Annotated in this window: 13 protein-coding genes; 8 read left to right on the top strand and 5 right to left on the bottom strand. The window is 70.9% G+C overall.

Features of this window, described 5'->3' with window-relative positions; genetic code table 11:
* Positions 1–508 (top strand): MFS transporter (locus ACQKIP_RS10200; protein ID WP_427742757.1); only part of this gene is annotated, 508 nt, incomplete at its 5' end.
* A 47-nt stretch (positions 509–555) separates the two neighbouring features.
* Here ACQKIP_RS10200 and ACQKIP_RS10195 read toward each other — a convergent pair.
* Positions 556–1,572 carry an aspartate-semialdehyde dehydrogenase gene (locus tag ACQKIP_RS10195; protein WP_365857716.1) on the bottom strand — a complete coding sequence of 339 codons (1,017 nt, stop codon included), beginning with the start codon at positions 1,570–1,572 and terminating at the stop codon, positions 556–558.
* Between the two features lie 349 nt (positions 1,573–1,921).
* On the opposite strand from ACQKIP_RS10195, the gene ACQKIP_RS10190 reads away from it, so the two are divergent.
* The 3 genes from ACQKIP_RS10190 (at position 1,922) to ACQKIP_RS10180 (ending at position 4,622) form a co-directional block, all read left to right on the top strand.
* The gene (locus ACQKIP_RS10190; protein ID WP_365857718.1) at positions 1,922–3,112 is read left to right on the top strand and encodes an RNA-guided endonuclease InsQ/TnpB family protein; all 1,191 of its coding nucleotides are present in this window, start codon (positions 1,922–1,924) and stop codon (positions 3,110–3,112) included.
* Positions 3,113–3,306: 194 nt separating this feature from the next.
* Positions 3,307–3,852 (top strand): sigma-70 family RNA polymerase sigma factor, encoded by a 546-nt coding sequence (locus ACQKIP_RS10185; RefSeq protein ID WP_427742754.1) that lies wholly within the window; start codon positions 3,307–3,309, stop codon positions 3,850–3,852.
* 2 nt (positions 3,853–3,854) lie between these two features.
* Positions 3,855–4,622: a hypothetical protein gene (locus ACQKIP_RS10180; protein ID WP_365857720.1), complete on the top strand. Its 768-nt coding sequence runs from the start codon at positions 3,855–3,857 to the stop codon at positions 4,620–4,622.
* A 97-nt stretch (positions 4,623–4,719) separates the two neighbouring features.
* Here ACQKIP_RS10180 and ACQKIP_RS10175 read toward each other — a convergent pair whose 3' ends face one another.
* Together ACQKIP_RS10175 and ACQKIP_RS10170 are read right to left on the bottom strand one after the other, a co-directional pair.
* A complete protein-coding gene (locus tag ACQKIP_RS10175) occupies positions 4,720–8,007 on the bottom strand; it encodes a S8 family serine peptidase (protein ID WP_427742753.1) in 3,288 nt (1,095 codons plus the stop codon).
* Positions 8,008–8,178: 171 nt separating this feature from the next.
* Positions 8,179–8,733, bottom strand: coding sequence for a CGNR zinc finger domain-containing protein (locus ACQKIP_RS10170; RefSeq protein WP_365857724.1), 555 nt, complete (start codon positions 8,731–8,733; stop codon positions 8,179–8,181).
* Positions 8,734–8,839: 106 nt separating this feature from the next.
* Here ACQKIP_RS10170 and ACQKIP_RS10165 point away from each other — a divergent pair, with 106 nt between their 5' ends.
* The 4 genes from ACQKIP_RS10165 (at position 8,840) to ACQKIP_RS10150 (ending at position 12,811) form a co-directional block, all read left to right on the top strand.
* Positions 8,840–9,310 (top strand): VOC family protein, encoded by a 471-nt coding sequence (locus ACQKIP_RS10165; protein ID WP_365857726.1) that lies wholly within the window; start codon positions 8,840–8,842, stop codon positions 9,308–9,310.
* A 122-nt stretch (positions 9,311–9,432) separates the two neighbouring features.
* Complete coding sequence (locus ACQKIP_RS10160) at positions 9,433–10,317, top strand: pyridoxamine 5'-phosphate oxidase family protein (RefSeq protein WP_365857728.1); 885 nt, start codon at positions 9,433–9,435, stop codon at positions 10,315–10,317.
* 9 nt (positions 10,318–10,326) lie between these two features.
* On the top strand, positions 10,327–10,782 hold the full coding sequence (locus ACQKIP_RS10155) for an NUDIX hydrolase (RefSeq protein WP_365857730.1): 456 nt from the start codon (positions 10,327–10,329) through the stop codon (positions 10,780–10,782).
* Between the two features lie 247 nt (positions 10,783–11,029).
* Positions 11,030–12,811 (top strand): TIGR03767 family metallophosphoesterase, encoded by a 1,782-nt coding sequence (locus ACQKIP_RS10150; protein WP_365857732.1) that lies wholly within the window; start codon positions 11,030–11,032, stop codon positions 12,809–12,811.
* Between the two features lie 76 nt (positions 12,812–12,887).
* Here ACQKIP_RS10150 and ACQKIP_RS10145 read toward each other — a convergent pair whose 3' ends face one another.
* On the bottom strand, positions 12,888–13,943 hold the full coding sequence (locus ACQKIP_RS10145) for a hypothetical protein (RefSeq protein WP_365857734.1): 1,056 nt from the start codon (positions 13,941–13,943) through the stop codon (positions 12,888–12,890).
* Positions 13,944–14,142: 199 nt separating this feature from the next.
* On the bottom strand, positions 14,143–16,719 hold the full coding sequence (gene pepN, locus ACQKIP_RS10140; protein ID WP_365857736.1) for an aminopeptidase N: 2,577 nt from the start codon (positions 16,717–16,719) through the stop codon (positions 14,143–14,145).
* Between the last annotated feature and the right edge of the window lie 141 nt (positions 16,720–16,860).

Here is a 16,860-nt window from a genome sequence, read left to right as displayed (position 1 = left end):
CACCTACGTCCGCCCCGTCCTGGAGCGCGTTCCCGGCCAGGGCGCCGGTCTGATCAGCGGGCTGCTCCTGGCCTACGGAGTCGCGGGCATCGCGGGGAACTTCGCGGGCGGCGCGCTCGCGGCCCGCGATCCGCGCAGGGCGCTGCTCGCCATCTCCGGGGGTCTTGCCGCCGTGGTCCTGCTCCTGGGGCCCGCGGGCGGCTCGCTCCTCGCGTCGGTGGCGCTCCTCGTCGCATGGGGCCTGGCCTACGGCGGGGTCTCCGTCTCCGCCCAGCAGTGGGTGCTCGCCGCCGCGCCCCGCGCCCGTGAGGCGGCCTCCGCGCTGTTCGCCGCGGTGTTCAACGCGGCGATCGCCCTGGGCGCCCTGACCGGCGGCCTGGTCGCGGACGGCTACGGGACGACGGACGTGCTGTGGCTCGGAGGCGGTCTCGCGGCGCTCGCCCTGCTCGTCGTGGGGTACGCGAAGAGCGCGGGCGCCGGGTACGCGAAGGGGGCGGGCACGGAGTGAATCCGTGCCCGCCCCCTTCGGCGTACGTATGACGAGGTACGAAGACCTCAGCCCTTGAGCTCGGCCGCCACCAGCTCCGCGATCTGCACCGCGTTCAGCGCGGCACCCTTGCGGAGGTTGTCGTCGGAGATGAAGAAGGCCAGGCCGTTCTCCACCGTCTCGTCGCCCCGGATGCGGCCCACGTACGCGTCGTCCTTGCCCGCGGCGACCAGCGGGTTCGGGACGTCGGCGAGGACGACGCCCTCGGCCGACGCGAGGATCTCCGTGGCGCGCTCGGGGCTCAGCGGACGCTCGAAGCGGGCGTTGACCTGGAGGGAGTGGCCCGTGAAGACCGGCACGCGGACGCAGGTGCCGGAGACCTTGAGGTCCGGGACCTCGAGGATCTTGCGGGATTCGTTGCGGAGCTTCTGCTCCTCGTCGGTCTCGTTCAGACCGTCGTCGACGATGGAACCGGCCATCGGCAGGACGTTGTACGCGATCGGCGCGACGTACTTGTTCGGGGCCGGGAACGCCGTGGCCGAACCGTCGTGCGTCAGCTTGGGGGCGTCGTCGCCGACCTTCTTGACCTGGTCGAACAGCTCGTCGACACCGGCGAGGCCCGAGCCGGAGACGGCCTGGTACGTCGCCACGACGAGCGCGGTGAGCCCGGCCTCCTTGTGCAGCGGCTTCAGGACCGGCATGGCGGCCATCGTCGTGCAGTTCGGGTTGGCGATGATGCCCTTGGGGCGGTTGGCGATCGCGTGCGGGTTGACCTCGGAGACGACGAGGGGGACCTCGGGGTCCATCCGCCAGGCCGAGGAGTTGTCGATCACGACGGGACCCTGCGATGCGACCTTCTCGGCCAGCGCCTTCGAGGTGGCGCCGCCCGCCGAGAACAGGACGATGTCGAGGCCGCTGTAGTCGGCCGTGGAGGCGTCCTCGACCGTCACACCGTCGAGGGTCGATCCGGCCGAGCGGGCCGATGCGAACAGGCGCAGCTCGTCCACCGGGAAGTCCCGCTCGACGAGGATCTTGCGCATGACCGTGCCGACCTGACCGGTGGCTCCGACGATTCCGACCTTCACGGGGGCTCCTCCGTACGTACGCGAGCTGCTGATGCAGCCCATCATGCGTCTCTCCAGGTCAGGCTTGTCCAATCCTTAGTCTTTGCCGCCGCTGTCCAGTGACCGGGAGTGACCCCACCTTCCGTACGAGCTCCTACGGGCTTTGGCCCGTCCGCTGTGGCCATCGTGCGAGCAAAGTCACACAGAGCAGGGTTGGTGCCTCATCACATCGCACCGTCGGGCATTCAATGCCCGCAGCGATAGTCGGCGGAGTCTGCTATGCGCACACTCGTGCGCATAGGTCGCATGTTCGGGTGAATGTGTGCGAAGACCGCTTCTATGTGCGGAATGGTCTCTACGGTTGCGTGTCATGGAACTGGTGGTGCAGGTGAAGCTGCTGCCGTCGCCGGAACAGGCCGCGGCGCTGGAGGCGACGTTGCGCGCCTGTAACCGGGCCGCCGATCATGTCGCCCGCGTCGCGTTCGGTTCGGGCACGCGGGACCGTAATGGCCTGCAGAAGATCGTCTATGCGGAGATCAAAGCGGAGTTCGGGCTATCGGCGCAGCCTGCGGTGCGGGTGGTCAAGAAGGTCGTGGACGCCTACGCGGCGCTCGCCGCCCAGGTGAAGGCCGGACTATTAGGGGGTCTTACGTCCAAGCGTTGCCGCGCGGCGAAGGGGAGCCCTATTGCCTTCCATACGCAGGCGGCGCAGCCGTTCGACGATCGATGCCTGTCCTGGCAGACCGATGCCCGCACGGTGTCGATCTGGACCGTGGGGGGCCGGATGAAAGGTCTGCGTTATACCGGTGCCGCCGGGCAGCTGAAGACGCTGGCTGACTACCGCAAGGGCGAGTCCGATCTTGTCCAGAGGGGCAGGGCGTGGTTCTTGGTCGCCACCTGCGACGTCCCTGAGCCGGAGGTGTACGAGCCGGTCGGCTGGATTGGGGTCGACCGCGGGATCGTGAACCTTGCCACCACAAGCGACGGCGCCAACTACCAAGGCCGCCGCCTGTCCCGCTACCGTCGCTGGCAGGCCCGCAAGCGTGCCGAACTCCAGGCGAAGAAGACCCGCTCAGCCACCCGGCGTGCCGCCCGCCGCGCGCGGAAGGAACACCGGCACGCCACTCATGTGAACCACAAAGTCAGCAAGGAGATCGTGTCCGTTGCGCAACGCACCGGGCGCGGGATCGCCGTCGAAGAACTGGACGGCATTCGCGACCGGGTACGGCTTCGCCGCGACCAGCGGGGCGCGCTCTCCTCCTGGCCGTTCCATCAGCTCGGACAGCACCTTCACTACAAGGCCCGCCGGGCCGGGGTGCCGTTCCTCGCCGTGGATGCGGCTCATACCTCGCAGCGCTGTCCGCGCTGTGGGCACACCGAGCGGGCCAACAGGCCCACTCGGGATCACTTTCACTGTCGTCAGTGCGGCCTCGCTGGGCCCGCTGACCACGTCGCCGGGGTCAATGTGCGCACCCGCGCACGCTCGGCGTGGGCATTCGTCACCATGCCCGTCCCCGCCCCGCCGCATAACGCGACAGGAGCGGGGAGATGCGACCTGTGACCGCCCTGTCGTAGTGGGCAGTCGGGAGCGCGACAAGGTGTGAATGGCCGAGCACACAGCCAGGCCATTCACGGCCGAGAAGGTGACAGGGACATCCTCCGTTCCGTGGACAGAGGTGTGGGGATTCCTCATCGCGTCGAACGTTTCGGGCGCTCCTGGCGTCCTAGGGGAAACGCGGGGACGGGAGGGGTGTCTTGCTGCGCGGAAGAATGCGACGGGACCGGCGGGACCAGCAGGGCGGTCGGGAACGGTCCGATCCGCTCGACGCGGCCCAGGAGGACCGGGTGCGGGCCGTGCTCGCGCTCGGCGGGGTGCCGTACGCCGATCTGCCCGACGGCGTCCAGCAGGTCAGGCTCAAGCTCCTGGAGCGGGCCGCGGACGGACGCGAGGCGCCGCGTGACGTGTCCGCGTGGGCGGCGGTCGTCGCCTCGAACCTCGCCATGGACTGGCACCGGGCGCGCCGCAGGCAGGAGCGGCTGGGGGAGCGGCTCGCCGTGCTGTGGCGAGAGGCGACGGACGAGGACGGGGCGGAGAGCCGGGCTCTCTCGATGGCCGTGACCCAGGGCCTGGACACACTGCCCGACACCCAGCGGCAGGTCGTCGTCCTGCGCTTCTACGCCGATCTGCCGGTGCGGGCGATCGCCGACGAGCTCGGCATCCCGGAGGGCACGGTCAAGAGCAGGCTGCATACGGCGGTACGGGTGCTGCGCACGCGGCTGCACGAGGGCGAGGTGGTGTGACGGTGGCCGAGGACGAGTACGACGCGCTGATGCTGGCCCTGACGGACGAGCCCCTGCCCGGGGACGCCGGGCGGGACCCGCAGCTCGCGGCGGAGCACGCCGCGGCTGTGGCGGACGTCGCACTGCTCCGGGAGCAGATCGGTGTGGTGGGACGGGCGCTGGCCGCTCCCGCGACCGCTGCTGTGCCTGTGCCTGTGCCTGTGCCCGTGCCGCCGCCGGACCGGCGGGCCGGCGTGCGCCCCGCCGGGGTCCGGCGGCGGCGCGTGACGGTGGCGTTCGGCCTCGCCGCGGCCACGGCTGCCGCCTCGCTGGTGGGCGGCCTCGCCTGGCTGGCGATGGAGAGCGGCGGCGGGATCACGGCGAGCAACGACTCCGACGCGGCGAAGGGTGCGGCGCCGGAGGCCGGTGACCAGCGGGCGGACGGCGGCGGCTCGGACGGAGCGGACCAGAAGTCCGGGGCCTATGTCCCCTGCGCCCGGCTCGTCGTGGAGGGCACGGTGAAACGGGTCGAGCCGATCCCCGGCGGCGTCAGCGAGCGGATCGTCCTCGACGTGACCCGCTACTACAAGCCGGACCAGGGAGCGAAGCAGGTCACGTTCGTGATGGACGCGGACGTGGACCCGCGGCTGCGGCCCGGCGACCGGACCCTGATCGGCATCCCGGAGGGCGAGGCGTCGCCGGACATCTGGTCCAAGGGGGAGAAGGACCTCGCCAAGGACCGGGCGTGGATCGAGCGGGAGCTGCGCGAAGGGAAGGGCATGAGGTGCTAGCGCGGAAATGTGCCGGGCACGAGGCGGAGGTCGAGGTGGCCCCGAACGCCGGACGGGCTGAACGGATCAGTCCGTCCGGCGCTTGAGGACCAGGTGACTACGGGGCCGTGACCTTCTCGATCAGGACACTGCCGGTACCGGCGACCGTGCCGCGCCCGTTCAGGAGCGACACCTCACCGAACAGCTGGCGCCCCTCGGCGGCGGGCGCGTCCGCCGCGACCTGCGCCGAGACCGGGGCGGTGGCCCCGTTCGCCAGCTTCACCGGCGCCGACTCGTCGACCTTCACCGAGCCGAGCGCACCCGAGAAGAAGACGTCCCGGTAGTCGTACGCGGTGGACCCGGACGGGATCGAGTAGCCCGCCACCTGGATCTCGTACGTACCGGCCGCGGGCTTCGTGATGCTGACCGACTCCTCCGAGTCGCCGTCCGCCGACGATCCGACGGTCACGCCGCCCTTCAGGACCGCCAGGTCGAGGTCCGCCGCGGTGTCCGCAGTGGAGCCGATGGCGACGTCGAGCCGCTCCGCGCCCTCGGGCACGACCACGGTCGTCGTCTGGGTCTCGCCCTGCTTGATGGTGGGCTTCGCCGCCTTCGCGGAGCCCAGCGAGCCGCCCTTCAGCTTGCCGTCGACCGCGGCGAAGTTGTTCGTGACCTTCCAGGAGACGGGCGCCGGAGTGCCGACCTTCGCCTCCGGGATCGTCTGCACCGCGGGGTCGAAGGCGACACCCAGGGCGGAGACGTCCAGCTTGTAGGGGTTGTCCAGGAGCGGGGACGTCCTGCGCGACTCGACCTCGATCTCCCACACGCCCGGCTGCGGCTCGGGGTACGAACGCAGGTCGGGGCGGCAGGTGTTGGCCGGGTTGTCGTAGTTGGCGTAGCAGACGAGCGACGACGTCGAGTCGACCGGTACGCCGTACGGGTGCACCGCGATGAACCGCGTCTGGCTCTTGCCCTTCAGACCGCCGAGCGCCAACTCCAGGGACTTGGCGCCCTTGGGGACCGTCACGAAGTACGACTGGGTGCTGTTGCGCTGCACCGAACCGGAGCCCGAGAAGGTGTACGACGGCTTCGCGAGCGGCGACGAGACGACGACCGTCGACATGACCTGCTGGTCGATGCCCTCGGTGCGCTCGTCGTCGACGGCCAGGATCGCGCTGTGCAGACCGGCCGACTTGGCCTTCGCCTGTACCTTGACGGTGACCGGCTTGTTCAGCGGCAGCGACACCTCGTCGTCGCCGAGCAGCTTGAACGTGCCCTCGTGGTTGTTCACCAGGTCAAGCTCGTGGCGCACGGAGCGGTCCGGGCCCGAGGTGCGGGTGATCGTGACGTCGTACGTCCGCTTCTGGCCGGTCTTCAGGCCGCCCTCACGGTCGTAGATGCCGGTGCCGGGGTTCTTCAGCTCCTGCTCCAGGGCGGTGTCGACCGGCGCCTTCACCGTGTAGGTGTGCGCCTTCGCGTCGTCCTCGATGGCATCCCAGGCGTCCACGACGTTGATCAGGCCGGTGCCCTGCGCGTACGCCTGCTCGCCGTGGATGCGGTCCGCGGTCGAGGTGAGCGCCGTGCGCAGCTTCGCCGGGGTCAGGTCGACGTGCTCGCGCTTGGCGGCGGAGAGCAGCAGCGCCGATGCGCCCGCGGCCTGCGGGGACGCCATCGACGTGCCCTGCAGCATCGAGTAACCGGCCGGGAGCTGGTAGCCCGCCTCGGCGACCGGGGAGCCCGGCAGCCAGGTCTGCGTGGTGTTGATGGCCGAGCCCGGCGCCGAGATGATCGGCGCGAAGCCGCCGTCCTCGCGCGGGCCGCGCGAGGAGAACGGCATCATCGCGTACGACTTCTCGACGGCGGAGCCGTAGTTGGCGGCCCAGGTCTCCTTGGAGATCGAGGCGCCGACGGAGATGACCTTGTCCGCGAGTGCGGGGTCGCCGATGGTGTTCGCGCCGGGGCCCGAGTTGCCCGCGGAGATCACCAGCTGGACGCCGTACTCGTCGATGAGGCGCTTGTAGAGCGCGGCGCGCGCGTTGTTGCCGTCGTTCAGGGCCGGCAGGCCGCCGATCGACATGTTCACGATGTCGACGCCGCGCTTCGTGACGAGGTCGATCATGCCCTCGGTGAGCGCGACGTTCGTGCAGCCGCCGGTCCAGGTGCAGGCGCGCGAGGAGACCAGCTTGGCGCCGGGCGCCGCGCCGTTCATCTTGCCGCCGAACAGGCCGTTGGCCGCGGTGATGCCCGCGACGTGCGTGCCGTGCTCGGACTCGATGACGCCGATGTTGACGAAGTCGGCCTTCTTGCCGACCCAGTCGCCGCCGTACGGGTCGGTCGGCACGTCCTTGCGGATCTCGACGACGAAGGGGACGCGCTCGACGACGTCGGTCGCCGGGTCGTCCTTGCCGAAGTAGGCGACCTGGTGGTCGTCCTTGTACGGCTTCATCACCTCGTCGTCGGTGAAGTCCTTGTTGTTGTTCAGGTCGACGCGGACGGTCCCGGCGGCCGGGTCGTAGAGCACGCCCCAGCTGTCGGTGGTGTCGCCGTCGCGGTTGATGTCGCCCTTGGCGTCGCCGCCGGTGGTGGCCGACTCCAGGAAGCGGTTGACCTGGAAGGAGCCCGCGGGGGCCTTCCACGTCTCGCCGTTCCAGGTGAAGACGGGGCCCGTGACCGGGTTGGTCATGCGGCGCCAGGTGGCGTCCGCGTCCACGATCGGGTCGGTCGCGGTCACCCAGTCGGTGATCTTCCGCTCGCCCGTGGTGGTCTTCTTGAGCGCGGGGTGACCCAGGTCGACGCCGGAGTCCAGGATGCCGATGGTGGTGCCGCGGCCGTCCGCCTTCGGGTTCTTCTTCACGAAGTCGACGGCGCCCGTCTCGAAGGACGGGTTGTACGGGTTCTTCGCCGGGGTCTTCTTGCCGGGTCCGGAATACGTCCCCTTGCCCGCGGTCTTCGCGCCCTTGGCCCGGTCGGCGGCGGGCGTCGGGTCGTCCAGTTCGATCTCGTGCCGCAGGTCGATGCCCTGCACGGACGACAGCTTCCCGGCGGCCTCGATGGCGGCCCCGGCCTTCGAGGTGGGCACGGTGGCGCGTACGTAGCCGAGCTTGTCGTACGTCCGGCCGACCGAACCGCCCTTGACGGCGTCGAGCTGGTCGGCGACCTGCTCGGTGGCGCCGGGTGCGGTGGCGACCATCATCGTGACGGTCTTCTCGCCGTCCGCCTGCGCTTCGGCGAGCAGATCGGCGTCGGCCGAACCGAGTTTCTCCTCGGCGGACTTGGGGGTGGTCTGGCCCCCGGGGTCCCCGTCGGCCGCGAGGGCCATGGGTATGGGCCCGGCGGCGGAGAGCGCGGCGGTCAGGCCGACGGCTATCGCGAGACGGGTCGTGCGTCTAGCACTGGATCTGTGCATCAGCATCCCTGTACGTAAAGGTCGAAAAGGTCCGGAATCCGGAACCGGATGACCGCTCAGCCTTACGTAAGTGACTGCTGTTTGGGGAGAGTTGTCCGAGCTGTGATCAGGGCATGACGCAATTCCGCCACCCGCCATGCCGGACAAGGCGGTTCATAGCGGGACTTGGGGTCAGCTCTCGCGCGAGCGCGCGTAGTGCCGCGACGCCTTCGCGCGGTTGCCGCAGGCCGCCATGGAGCACCAGCGGCGCGTGCCGTTGCGCGAGGTGTCGAAGAAGTGCAGGACGCAGGACTCGTGGGCGCAGCCGCGGATCCGGTCGGGCGCGGCGGCCAGGAGGCTGAGGTAGTCGCGCGCGGCGAGCCAGGCCGCGCCCCACGCCGGGTCCGCGAACTCGGGCTCCTCGCCGGGGCCTTCCCCGGTGAGGGTCGCGCGGATGCGGCCGTGCGAGAGGACCGCGTCGACACGCGCGATGCCCGCCGGGTCGCCGGGGGAGTCCACGACGGAGGCGAGCGCCTCGCGGGCACGCAGGACGTGCTCCAGGGTCGCCCCGTCGGCGGTGAAGCGCGTACCGAGACCGTTCGCCGCGAGCCAGACGCCGAGCCCTCCGGTGTCCGTGAGCAGGTCCTGGCGTACGCCCTCGTGCATCCAGACGGTGTTGAGCAGGTCGAGGGAGAGCGGCTCGCCGGTGAGCGGGCGGGGGTCGTGCTGGGTCTTTGCGGCGGCCATGAGTGCTCCCCTTCGGTGCTAACCGCTCAAGAGTACGTGACCGGTTGACGCCTCTGCATCTAACCTCTAATCTCACTTTCAACGGTTAGCAACCAAGGGGAGAACCATGCCGACGTCCACAGCTGTGCGCACCGGCCACATCGGCCTGAACGTCACCGACCTGGAGCGCTCGCTCGCCTTCTACCGGGACGTGCTCGGGTTCGGCCTGCTCGCCGAGGGCAAGGAGGAGGGCCGCCGCTACGCCTTCCTCGGCGAGGGCGGCCAGGAGGGCGGGCGCCCCGTGCTCACGCTCTGGCAGCAGGCCGGTGCCGGGTACTCCGCGCGGAACGCGGGCCTGCACCACCTCGCGTTCGAGGTCGGCACGGTCGAGGAGATCCGCGCGTACGAGAGCGCTCTGCGCGCGTACGGCGTGGAGTTCGCCTACGAGGGGGTCGTCCCGCACGGCGAGGGCGCGGCGTCCGGCGGGATCTTCTTCCATGACCCGGACGGCACGCGTCTGGAAATCTTTGCGGGCGTCGGCGCGGGCGCCTCGGGACCGGCTCCGGTGCCGGATGCGCCTACCTGCGGGTTCTTCTAGCCCTGCGGAAACTGCCGCCCCGCGGCGGAATCCCGGCTGTCGGCCGTGGGTTGTTCGTGGCTGGTCGCGCAGTTCCCCGCGCCCCTTCGGGGGCGCTCCCCATGGCCCGGCAGGAGAGTGGCATGACTACGTACCATCACGGCTCGCGCGCCGTTCAGGATCTCGTCGGCGTGCGGGAGGCGGCCGACCATGTGGGGCGGTCCATCGGTGACGGCATCCGTCCCGTCGCCGCCGCCTTCCTCGGAATCCAGCCCATGCTGGTGATCGGCGGCGCGGACCCCGCGGGCGCCGTATGGGCCTCGCTGCTCACCGGCGAACCCGGGTTCGTGCGGGCCACGGGGCCGCACCAGATATCGATCGCGGGCGGCCTGAACCGGGCCGACCCGCTCGCGCAGACCCTCGCCGGGGAAGGCGCCCCCGTGGGCACCATCGCCCTCGATCCCCGCACCCGGCGCCGCATGCGCCTCAACGGCCGGGCGCGGCCGACACCCCGTGGTCTGGCGATCGAAGCCGACCAGGTCTTCTCGAACTGCCCGAAGTACATCCAGAAACGGGAACTTCCGCCGGGTGCCCTGCCCGGCCGCCCGTCCGCGCCCCGCCGCGGCACGAAACTCACCGGCGACCAGCGCGCGTTCCTGGCCGCAGCGGACACCTTCTTCCTCGCCACCGTCCACGCGCACGGCGCCGACGCCAGCCACCGGGGCGGCAACCCCGGCTTCGTCCAGGTCGCTTCCTCCTGCGAAATCGCCTGGCGGGACTACCCCGGCAACTCCATGTTCCTGTCCCTCGGTAATCTCGCCACCGACCCCCGCGCGGGGCTCCTCTTCCTCGACTGGCGGACCGGCACCACCCTCCAGCTCACCGGAACGGCCCGTACCGAATACGGCGACGACGGCTCCCGCACGGTCCGGTTCACCCTCGCCGAAGCGGTCGAGACGCTCGGCGCGAGCCCATGGAGCTGGACCGCTCCGGAGTACTCCCCTGCCAATCCGGGCCAGGAGGACTAGCGTCAATCCGTGCATAAAGAGCTACGGGTGGCGGCCTACGCCGTATGCGTGCAGAACGGGCAGCTGCTGCTCGCCCGCTGGGTCGCGGGCGACGGCAGCAAGCGCTGGACGCTGCCCGGGGGCGGAATGGACCACGGGGAAGACCCGTACGACACGGTGATCCGCGAGGCCGACGAGGAGACCGGGTACGCCATCGAGCCCGTCACGCTCCTCGGCGTCGACTCGCTGCGCAGGCGCTACCCCCGCAAGCTCGGCGCCCTCGCCGACTTCCACGGCCTGCGCATCGTCTACGAGGCGCGGATCACCGGCGGCGAGCTGCGCCACGAGCAGGACGGGTCCACCGACCTCGCGGCCTGGCACGCCCTGGACGCCGTCGCCGGACTCGACCGGGTCGGGCTCGTCGACATCGGGCTCGACCTGTGGCGGACCCGGCCGGGGGACGGCCACCGGACGGCGCCCGCCTGAGCCCCCGCAGTGCCTGCCCTTCCCCGGAAGGTGAACGTGGAGTGACCGCCTCCTCTCCGCCCGGAGAGAGCTGTGTGACCGCGCAGGGTGCTCGATGATCCACGTACGGTGATCGGCGCTGCCCGTTGCGGTCTCGTTAACGTGCAGGTCATCCCGGATGCCAACGATCCAGTACGAGCGGGATTCTCGCCTGGTGCGAGGGGCCCGCGACCACTGCCGACTCGTCTGGAATCGGGGAGACCGCGCCATGCCGCGCATACGCTCTGTCGCCACCGCCGCCCGGGCCGCCACCCACTCCGCAGTCTCCGCCGTCGATCGCCGGGCCTTCCTCGCGACCACCGGAGCCGTCTCCCTGTCCGCGGGCATCGGCTACGCCCTGCGGCCCGCCGCAAGCCATGCCGCCCCCAGCGGCCCCGCCCCCGTCGCGCTCTCCCGGCAGGCACCCGCCGCGCCCCTCGCGCCCTACCGGGGCGGCACCACACTGGGCGCCGTCGCCACGCCCCGCGGCACGTCCGGCTACCGGCGGCTGGGCGACGGGCCCGCCTGGGGCCGCGTGGTCCGCGGCGATCTCGCCGCCGCGAAGAACGGCCGCGAAGGGCGCCGCACCCCGCTCGCCGCGTTCGTCCAGTTCACCGACCTGCACCTGGTCGACGTGCAGCACCCGCTGCGCTACGAGTACCTGCGCGCCCAGACCGCCAGCGCCTGGCGCCCGCAGGAAGCCCTCTCGGTGGCCGGCGCGGTCGCGCTCGTCGAGCGGGTCAACGCGCTGCGCGGCGCGCCCGCCACCGGATCGCCGCTGCACTGCGTGGTGACGACGGGCGACAACACCGACAACAACTCCCGCTCCGAACTCGACTGGTTCCTCAAGACCATGAGCGGCGGACGCATCAACCCCAACACCGGCGACCCGCGCCGCTACGAAGGCGTCCAGGACAGCGGCCTGAAGCTGTACTGGCACCCGGACGACGACCTGCGCGACTCCGACAAGGCCCTCGGCTTCCCCCGGGTCGACGGCTTCCTGGAAGCCGCCCTGCGCGAGGTCAACAGCCCCGGTCTCGGCCTGCCCTGGTACTCCACCGTCGGCAACCACGACGCGCTGCCCGGCGGCTGCTGGGGGCCCGGCGACTCGTACTTCTCCGAATTCGCCGTGGGCGGCAAGAAGCTGATGTCCCTCGACGAGCCGCGCGGCGCCGCCCTGTGGAAGGCCGTCAAGAAGGGCCGTGACCCCAAGGGCGCGCACTTCAAGGAGCTCCTGAAGAGCGAGGCGCGGCGGATGCGCTCGGTCACGCCGGACGAGAGCCGCGCGCCCTTCACCCCCGCCGAGTACGTCAAGGCCCACCTCGACCCCGCGTACAAGGGCCACGGCCCCGCCGGGCACGGCTACACGCAGGAGAACCTCGACGCGGGCACCCAGTACTACTCCTTCCGCATCAGCGAGGACGTCCTGGGCATCAGCCTGGACTCGACGGACCCCGGCGGGCACTACGAGGGCTCGCTCGGCTCGGCCCAGATGGACTGGCTCGAACGGGAGCTGAAGGCGAACGAGAAGAAGGACGGCGGCGGTTCGTACGTCGTCGTCTTCAGCCACCACACCAGCAGGACCATGCGCAATCTGCGCGAGGACCCCGAGCGCCCGCGCGAGGGCAGGCACGGCGGCGACGAGATCGTCGCCCTCCTCGCCCGCCACCGTTCCGTCCTCGCCTGGGTCAACGGACACAGCCACAAGAACGACATCACCGCGCACCAGACCCCGCAGGGCTCCTTCTGGGAGGTCTCCACGGCCTCGCACATCGACTTCCCGCAGCTGGCCCGCGTGGTGGAGCTGAGCGACAACCACGACGGCACGATCTCCCTCTTCACCACCCTCATCGAGTCGTCGGCCCCGCACCGCACGGATTACGCCGACCTCTCCCAGACCGGCCTCGCCGCGCTCTACCGCGAGCTGTCCTTCAACGCCCCTGGTGCCAAGCCCGCGCTGGGCGGCGAGCCGGGCGACCGGAACACGGAACTGATCCTCAAGAAGGGCTGAAACCCACTCGACCCGCGTGAGCCGGTCATCCGGCGGGGCCCGGCGTGCGGGCCCCGCTCCCTCCCTCCTGCGAGGACTAACGCGGCAGGACCACCACATACGCCGCCGGATCGCGGTCGGCCGAGGCCATCAGCGCGGTCCGTACGACGGTCGCCTGCTGTTCGAGCGACTCGCGCAGCTTCCTGGGGGTCAGGTGGACGACGGTGATGCCCAGCCGCTCCAGGTGCTCGCGCTTGCGGGCGTACTCGGACCACAGCGCGTCGTCGTCCGGCCGGAAGCCCTGCCGGGGAGCCCGCGTGTCCAGCTCGACGGCCACGGCCAGGTCGGGCCAGAACGCGTCGACGCCCCCGAGATGCGGCCCGCCGGGCAATCGCAGGTCGACGTTCCACAGCGGATCGGGCAGACCGTGCTCGGCGACCATCTGGTACAACCGGTCCTCGGCGATGGCCCGCCCTTCGGCGAGCAGCGAGTCCACCGCGTCCACGACATGCGGGCGGGTGAGCAGCTTCGCCTGGTTCAACTCCCGCACGATCGCCGCCGGTTCGCAGTGGTTGCCGCGCACCGCCTCGGTGAGCAGGCGGCGCACCGCGCCCGCCTCGGTAAGACCCGCCACGGCATCGGCGAGCGCACGCGGCACGGGAGCCACCGGAACGCCCGCGATCTGTACGGCGGTCGGCATCGCCTGGGCCCGCACGAGCCGCACGAACCCGGTCGAACGCAGCCGCCGGGTGCGCGGGACGAGGACGTCGATGCGGTCCAGGGAGAGCAGCGGGGGAGCCGACGAGAAGCGGTGCAGGGCGAGCGCGGCGAGTCCCGTGACCAGGGCGTCGGCGTACGGGGCGTGGGGTTCGCCCGCGCCGGGCTGCACGGGGACGCTCTTCGCCGCCCTCGCCGGTGGCCGCCCCGCGTACAACAGGGCGCCGTGCAGCCGCTCTTCGCTGGTCGGAGGCCCTGGGTGCAGCAGGCAGACCCCCGGAAGCAGCTGCTGCCAGGGCCCTTCCGGGCGGCAGTGTGCGGAAATGTCCGCGGCGCAGACGCCGTGGGCGCGGAGCTGGGCGGTGCTCATCACGCGGCGCTGGACGGCGGCGAGGTGACGCAGGGGGCGGGGGGAGAGCGGGGTGTTGTGGTTCATGACCCGGCCATTCCCGCTGCCGATCCGCCCGCTAACCGCTGTTACAGGCCCGTCGACATAACCGGACAACCCCGCACTAAAGTGCAGACGTTCGACTGCCGAAAAGGTCCGTTTGCGCGGGGTACGTGCCGGAGGCCGGCGGGCGGGCGGGCGCCGGGGCTGCCGAGCAGCGACAGACGCGGCGCCCGCCCCGACCGGCCTAGGAAGCGGCAGCCGCGTCGCAGCCCTGCGCCCGCAGCGACCGCGCGAGGTCGTCCCGGGCCTCGAGGACGAGCCGCCGCAGGGCGGGCGCGCCCCCCTCGTGCGAGGCGAGCCACGCGTCGGCCGCGTCCACCGTGGACTGATCGTCCTGGAGATGCGGGAACAGGCCCTTCACCACGTCCATCCCGATCTGGATCGACCGCTCGGCCCACAGCCGCTCGATGGCGGCGAAGTACTTGGGCGCGTACGGAGCGATCAGCTCCCGCTGCGACGACTGCCCGAACCCGGAGATCGTCGCCCCCACCAGGGCGTTGGACAGCGAGTCGGACTCCACCACGGCGGCCCACGCCTGCGCCTTGACCGCCTCGGAAGGCCGCGCGGCCAGGCACCGCACCTGGTGCCGCTTGCCCGAAGCGGTGTCGTCACGGGCCAGTTCGGCGGCCAGTACCCGCTCGTCGGCGACGCCGTGCGAGGCCAGCGGGCCGAGGAAGGACCAGCGCAGCTCCTGGTCGACGTCCAGGCCGTCGATCTGCGCCGTCCCCGCGAGGAGACCCTGCAACAGCTGGAGGTCGGCCTCCGACGAAGCCACCGCGGCGAAGAACCGCGCCCACGTCAGCTGGTTCTGGCTGCCCGGCTCCGCGATCCGCAGCTCCCGCAGCGCACCCTCGGCGAGCGCGCGCCCGCCCTCCTCGCGCCATTCGGGGGCCGCGTAGAAGGTGAGGGCTGAGTCTGCCCACGTGTGCAGCATCTGAAGGACGCCGATGTCGCTCTCGCGCCCCGCGAAGCGCAGCACGAGCCCGATGAAGTCCCGCGCGGGCATGAGCGCGTCCCGCGTGAGGTTCCACAGCGCGGACCAGCACAGCGCGCGGGCGAGCGGATCGGTGATGTCGCCGAGGTGCGCGCGCAGCGTGTCGAGGGAGTTCTCGTCGAAGCGGATCTTGCAGTACGTCAGGTCGTCGTCGTTGACCAGGACCAGCTCGGGAGCCTGTTCGCCGGCCAGCTCGGACACCACCGTGCGCGGCCCGTCGACGTCCACCTCCGCGCGGGCGTACCGCGTCAGCTCGCCCTCGGGCGTGCGGCGGTACAGACCCACCGCCACGCGGTGCGGCCGCAGCTCGGGGTGGGACTCGGCGGCCTCCTGGATGACGGAGAGCTCGGTGATCCGGCCCTCCGCGTTCAGCAGGACCTGCGGGGTCAGGGAGTTGACGCCCGCCGTCTGGAGCCAGGCCTGCGACCACGCCGCCATGTCGCGCCCCGATGTCTCCTCCAGGACCGAGAGGAGATCGCCGAGCCGGGTGTTGCCGTACGCGTGCCGCTTGAAGTAGCGCCGGGCGCCTTCGAGGAAGGCGTCACGCCCGGCGTAGGCGACGAGCTGCTTCAGGACGCTCGCGCCCTTCGCGTACGTGATCCCGTCGAAGTTGAGCTTGGCGTCCTCCAGGTCGCGGATGTCGGCCGTGACCGGGTGCGTGGAGGGCAGCTGGTCGGCGCGGTAGGCCCACGCCTTGCGGTTGTTGGCGAAGGTGATCCAGCCGTTGGTGAAGCGCGTCGCCTCGACCATCGAGAAGGTGCCCATGAAGTCGGCGAAGGACTCCTTGAGCCACAGGTCGTCCCACCAGCGCATGGTGACGAGGTCGCCGAACCACATGTGCGCCATCTCGTGCAGGATGACGTTGGCCCGGCGCTCGTACGACGCGCTGGTCACCTTGCCGCGGAAGATGTACTCCTCGCGGAAGGTCACACAGCCGGGGTTCTCCATCGCGCCCAGGTTGTACTCCGGGACGAAGGCCTGGTCGTACTTCCCGAAGGGGTAGGGGTAGTCGAAGTTGTCGTGGAAGAAGTCCAGGCCCTGCTTGGTGACCAGGAAGACGTCGTCCGCGTCGAAGTACTTGGCGAGCCCCTTGCGGCACAGGGCGCCGAGCGGGATCTCCAGCGTCGTGCCGTCGTCGAAGGTGCGGCTGTAGGAGTCCGTCACGTAGTGGTACGGGCCCGCGACGACCGCCGTGATGTACGTCGAGATCGGCTTCGTCTCGGCGAATTTCCATACGCCGTCGACCAGTTCACCCGAGCCGTTGGACCACGCGGTCCAGCCCTCGGGGGCCTGCACCTCGAACCGGAAGGGTGCCTTCAGGTCGGGCTGCTCGAAGTTGGCGAAGACGCGGCGGGAGTCCGCGGGCTCGTACTGCGTATAGAGATAGACCTCGCCGTCCTCCGGGTCGACGAAGCGGTGCATGCCCTCGCCGGTGCGGCTGTAGGCGCACTGGGCGTCGACCACCAGTTCGTTCTCGGCGGCCAGGTCCTCGAGCGTGATCCGGGCGCCGTCGAAGACCTCGGAGGGGTCGAGGTCCTTGCCGTTGAGGGAGACCGCCGTGACGCTCGGGGCGATCAGGTCGGCGAAGCTCGCGGCGCCGGGCTCGGCGGAGCGGAAGCGGATCGTGGTGACGGAGCGGAACGTGCGCGGCTCCTGGTCGCTCCCGCCGGTCGCGGAGCGCAGGTCGAGAAAGACCTCGTACCCGTCGACGGACAACAGCGCGGCCCTCTCCTGGGCCTCGTCGCGGGAAAGATTCTCTCCGGGCACGGGCGGTACTCCCTTGTACTCGCAGGTGGAAGTCGTGGATCGCACGACCTGTACGAATGTCTACGATCCTCGCATGTGCCCCCAGCGCGCGGTATCCGGGAATGCCCGGGCAGATCACTGACGTTCCCCCGGTCAAGCGCG

This window comes from Streptomyces sp. NPDC059900 (assembly GCF_050270335.1).
Taxonomy (GTDB): Bacteria; Actinomycetota; Actinomycetes; order Streptomycetales; family Streptomycetaceae; genus Streptomyces.
This window is presented reverse-complemented; position numbering and strand designations above follow the sequence as displayed.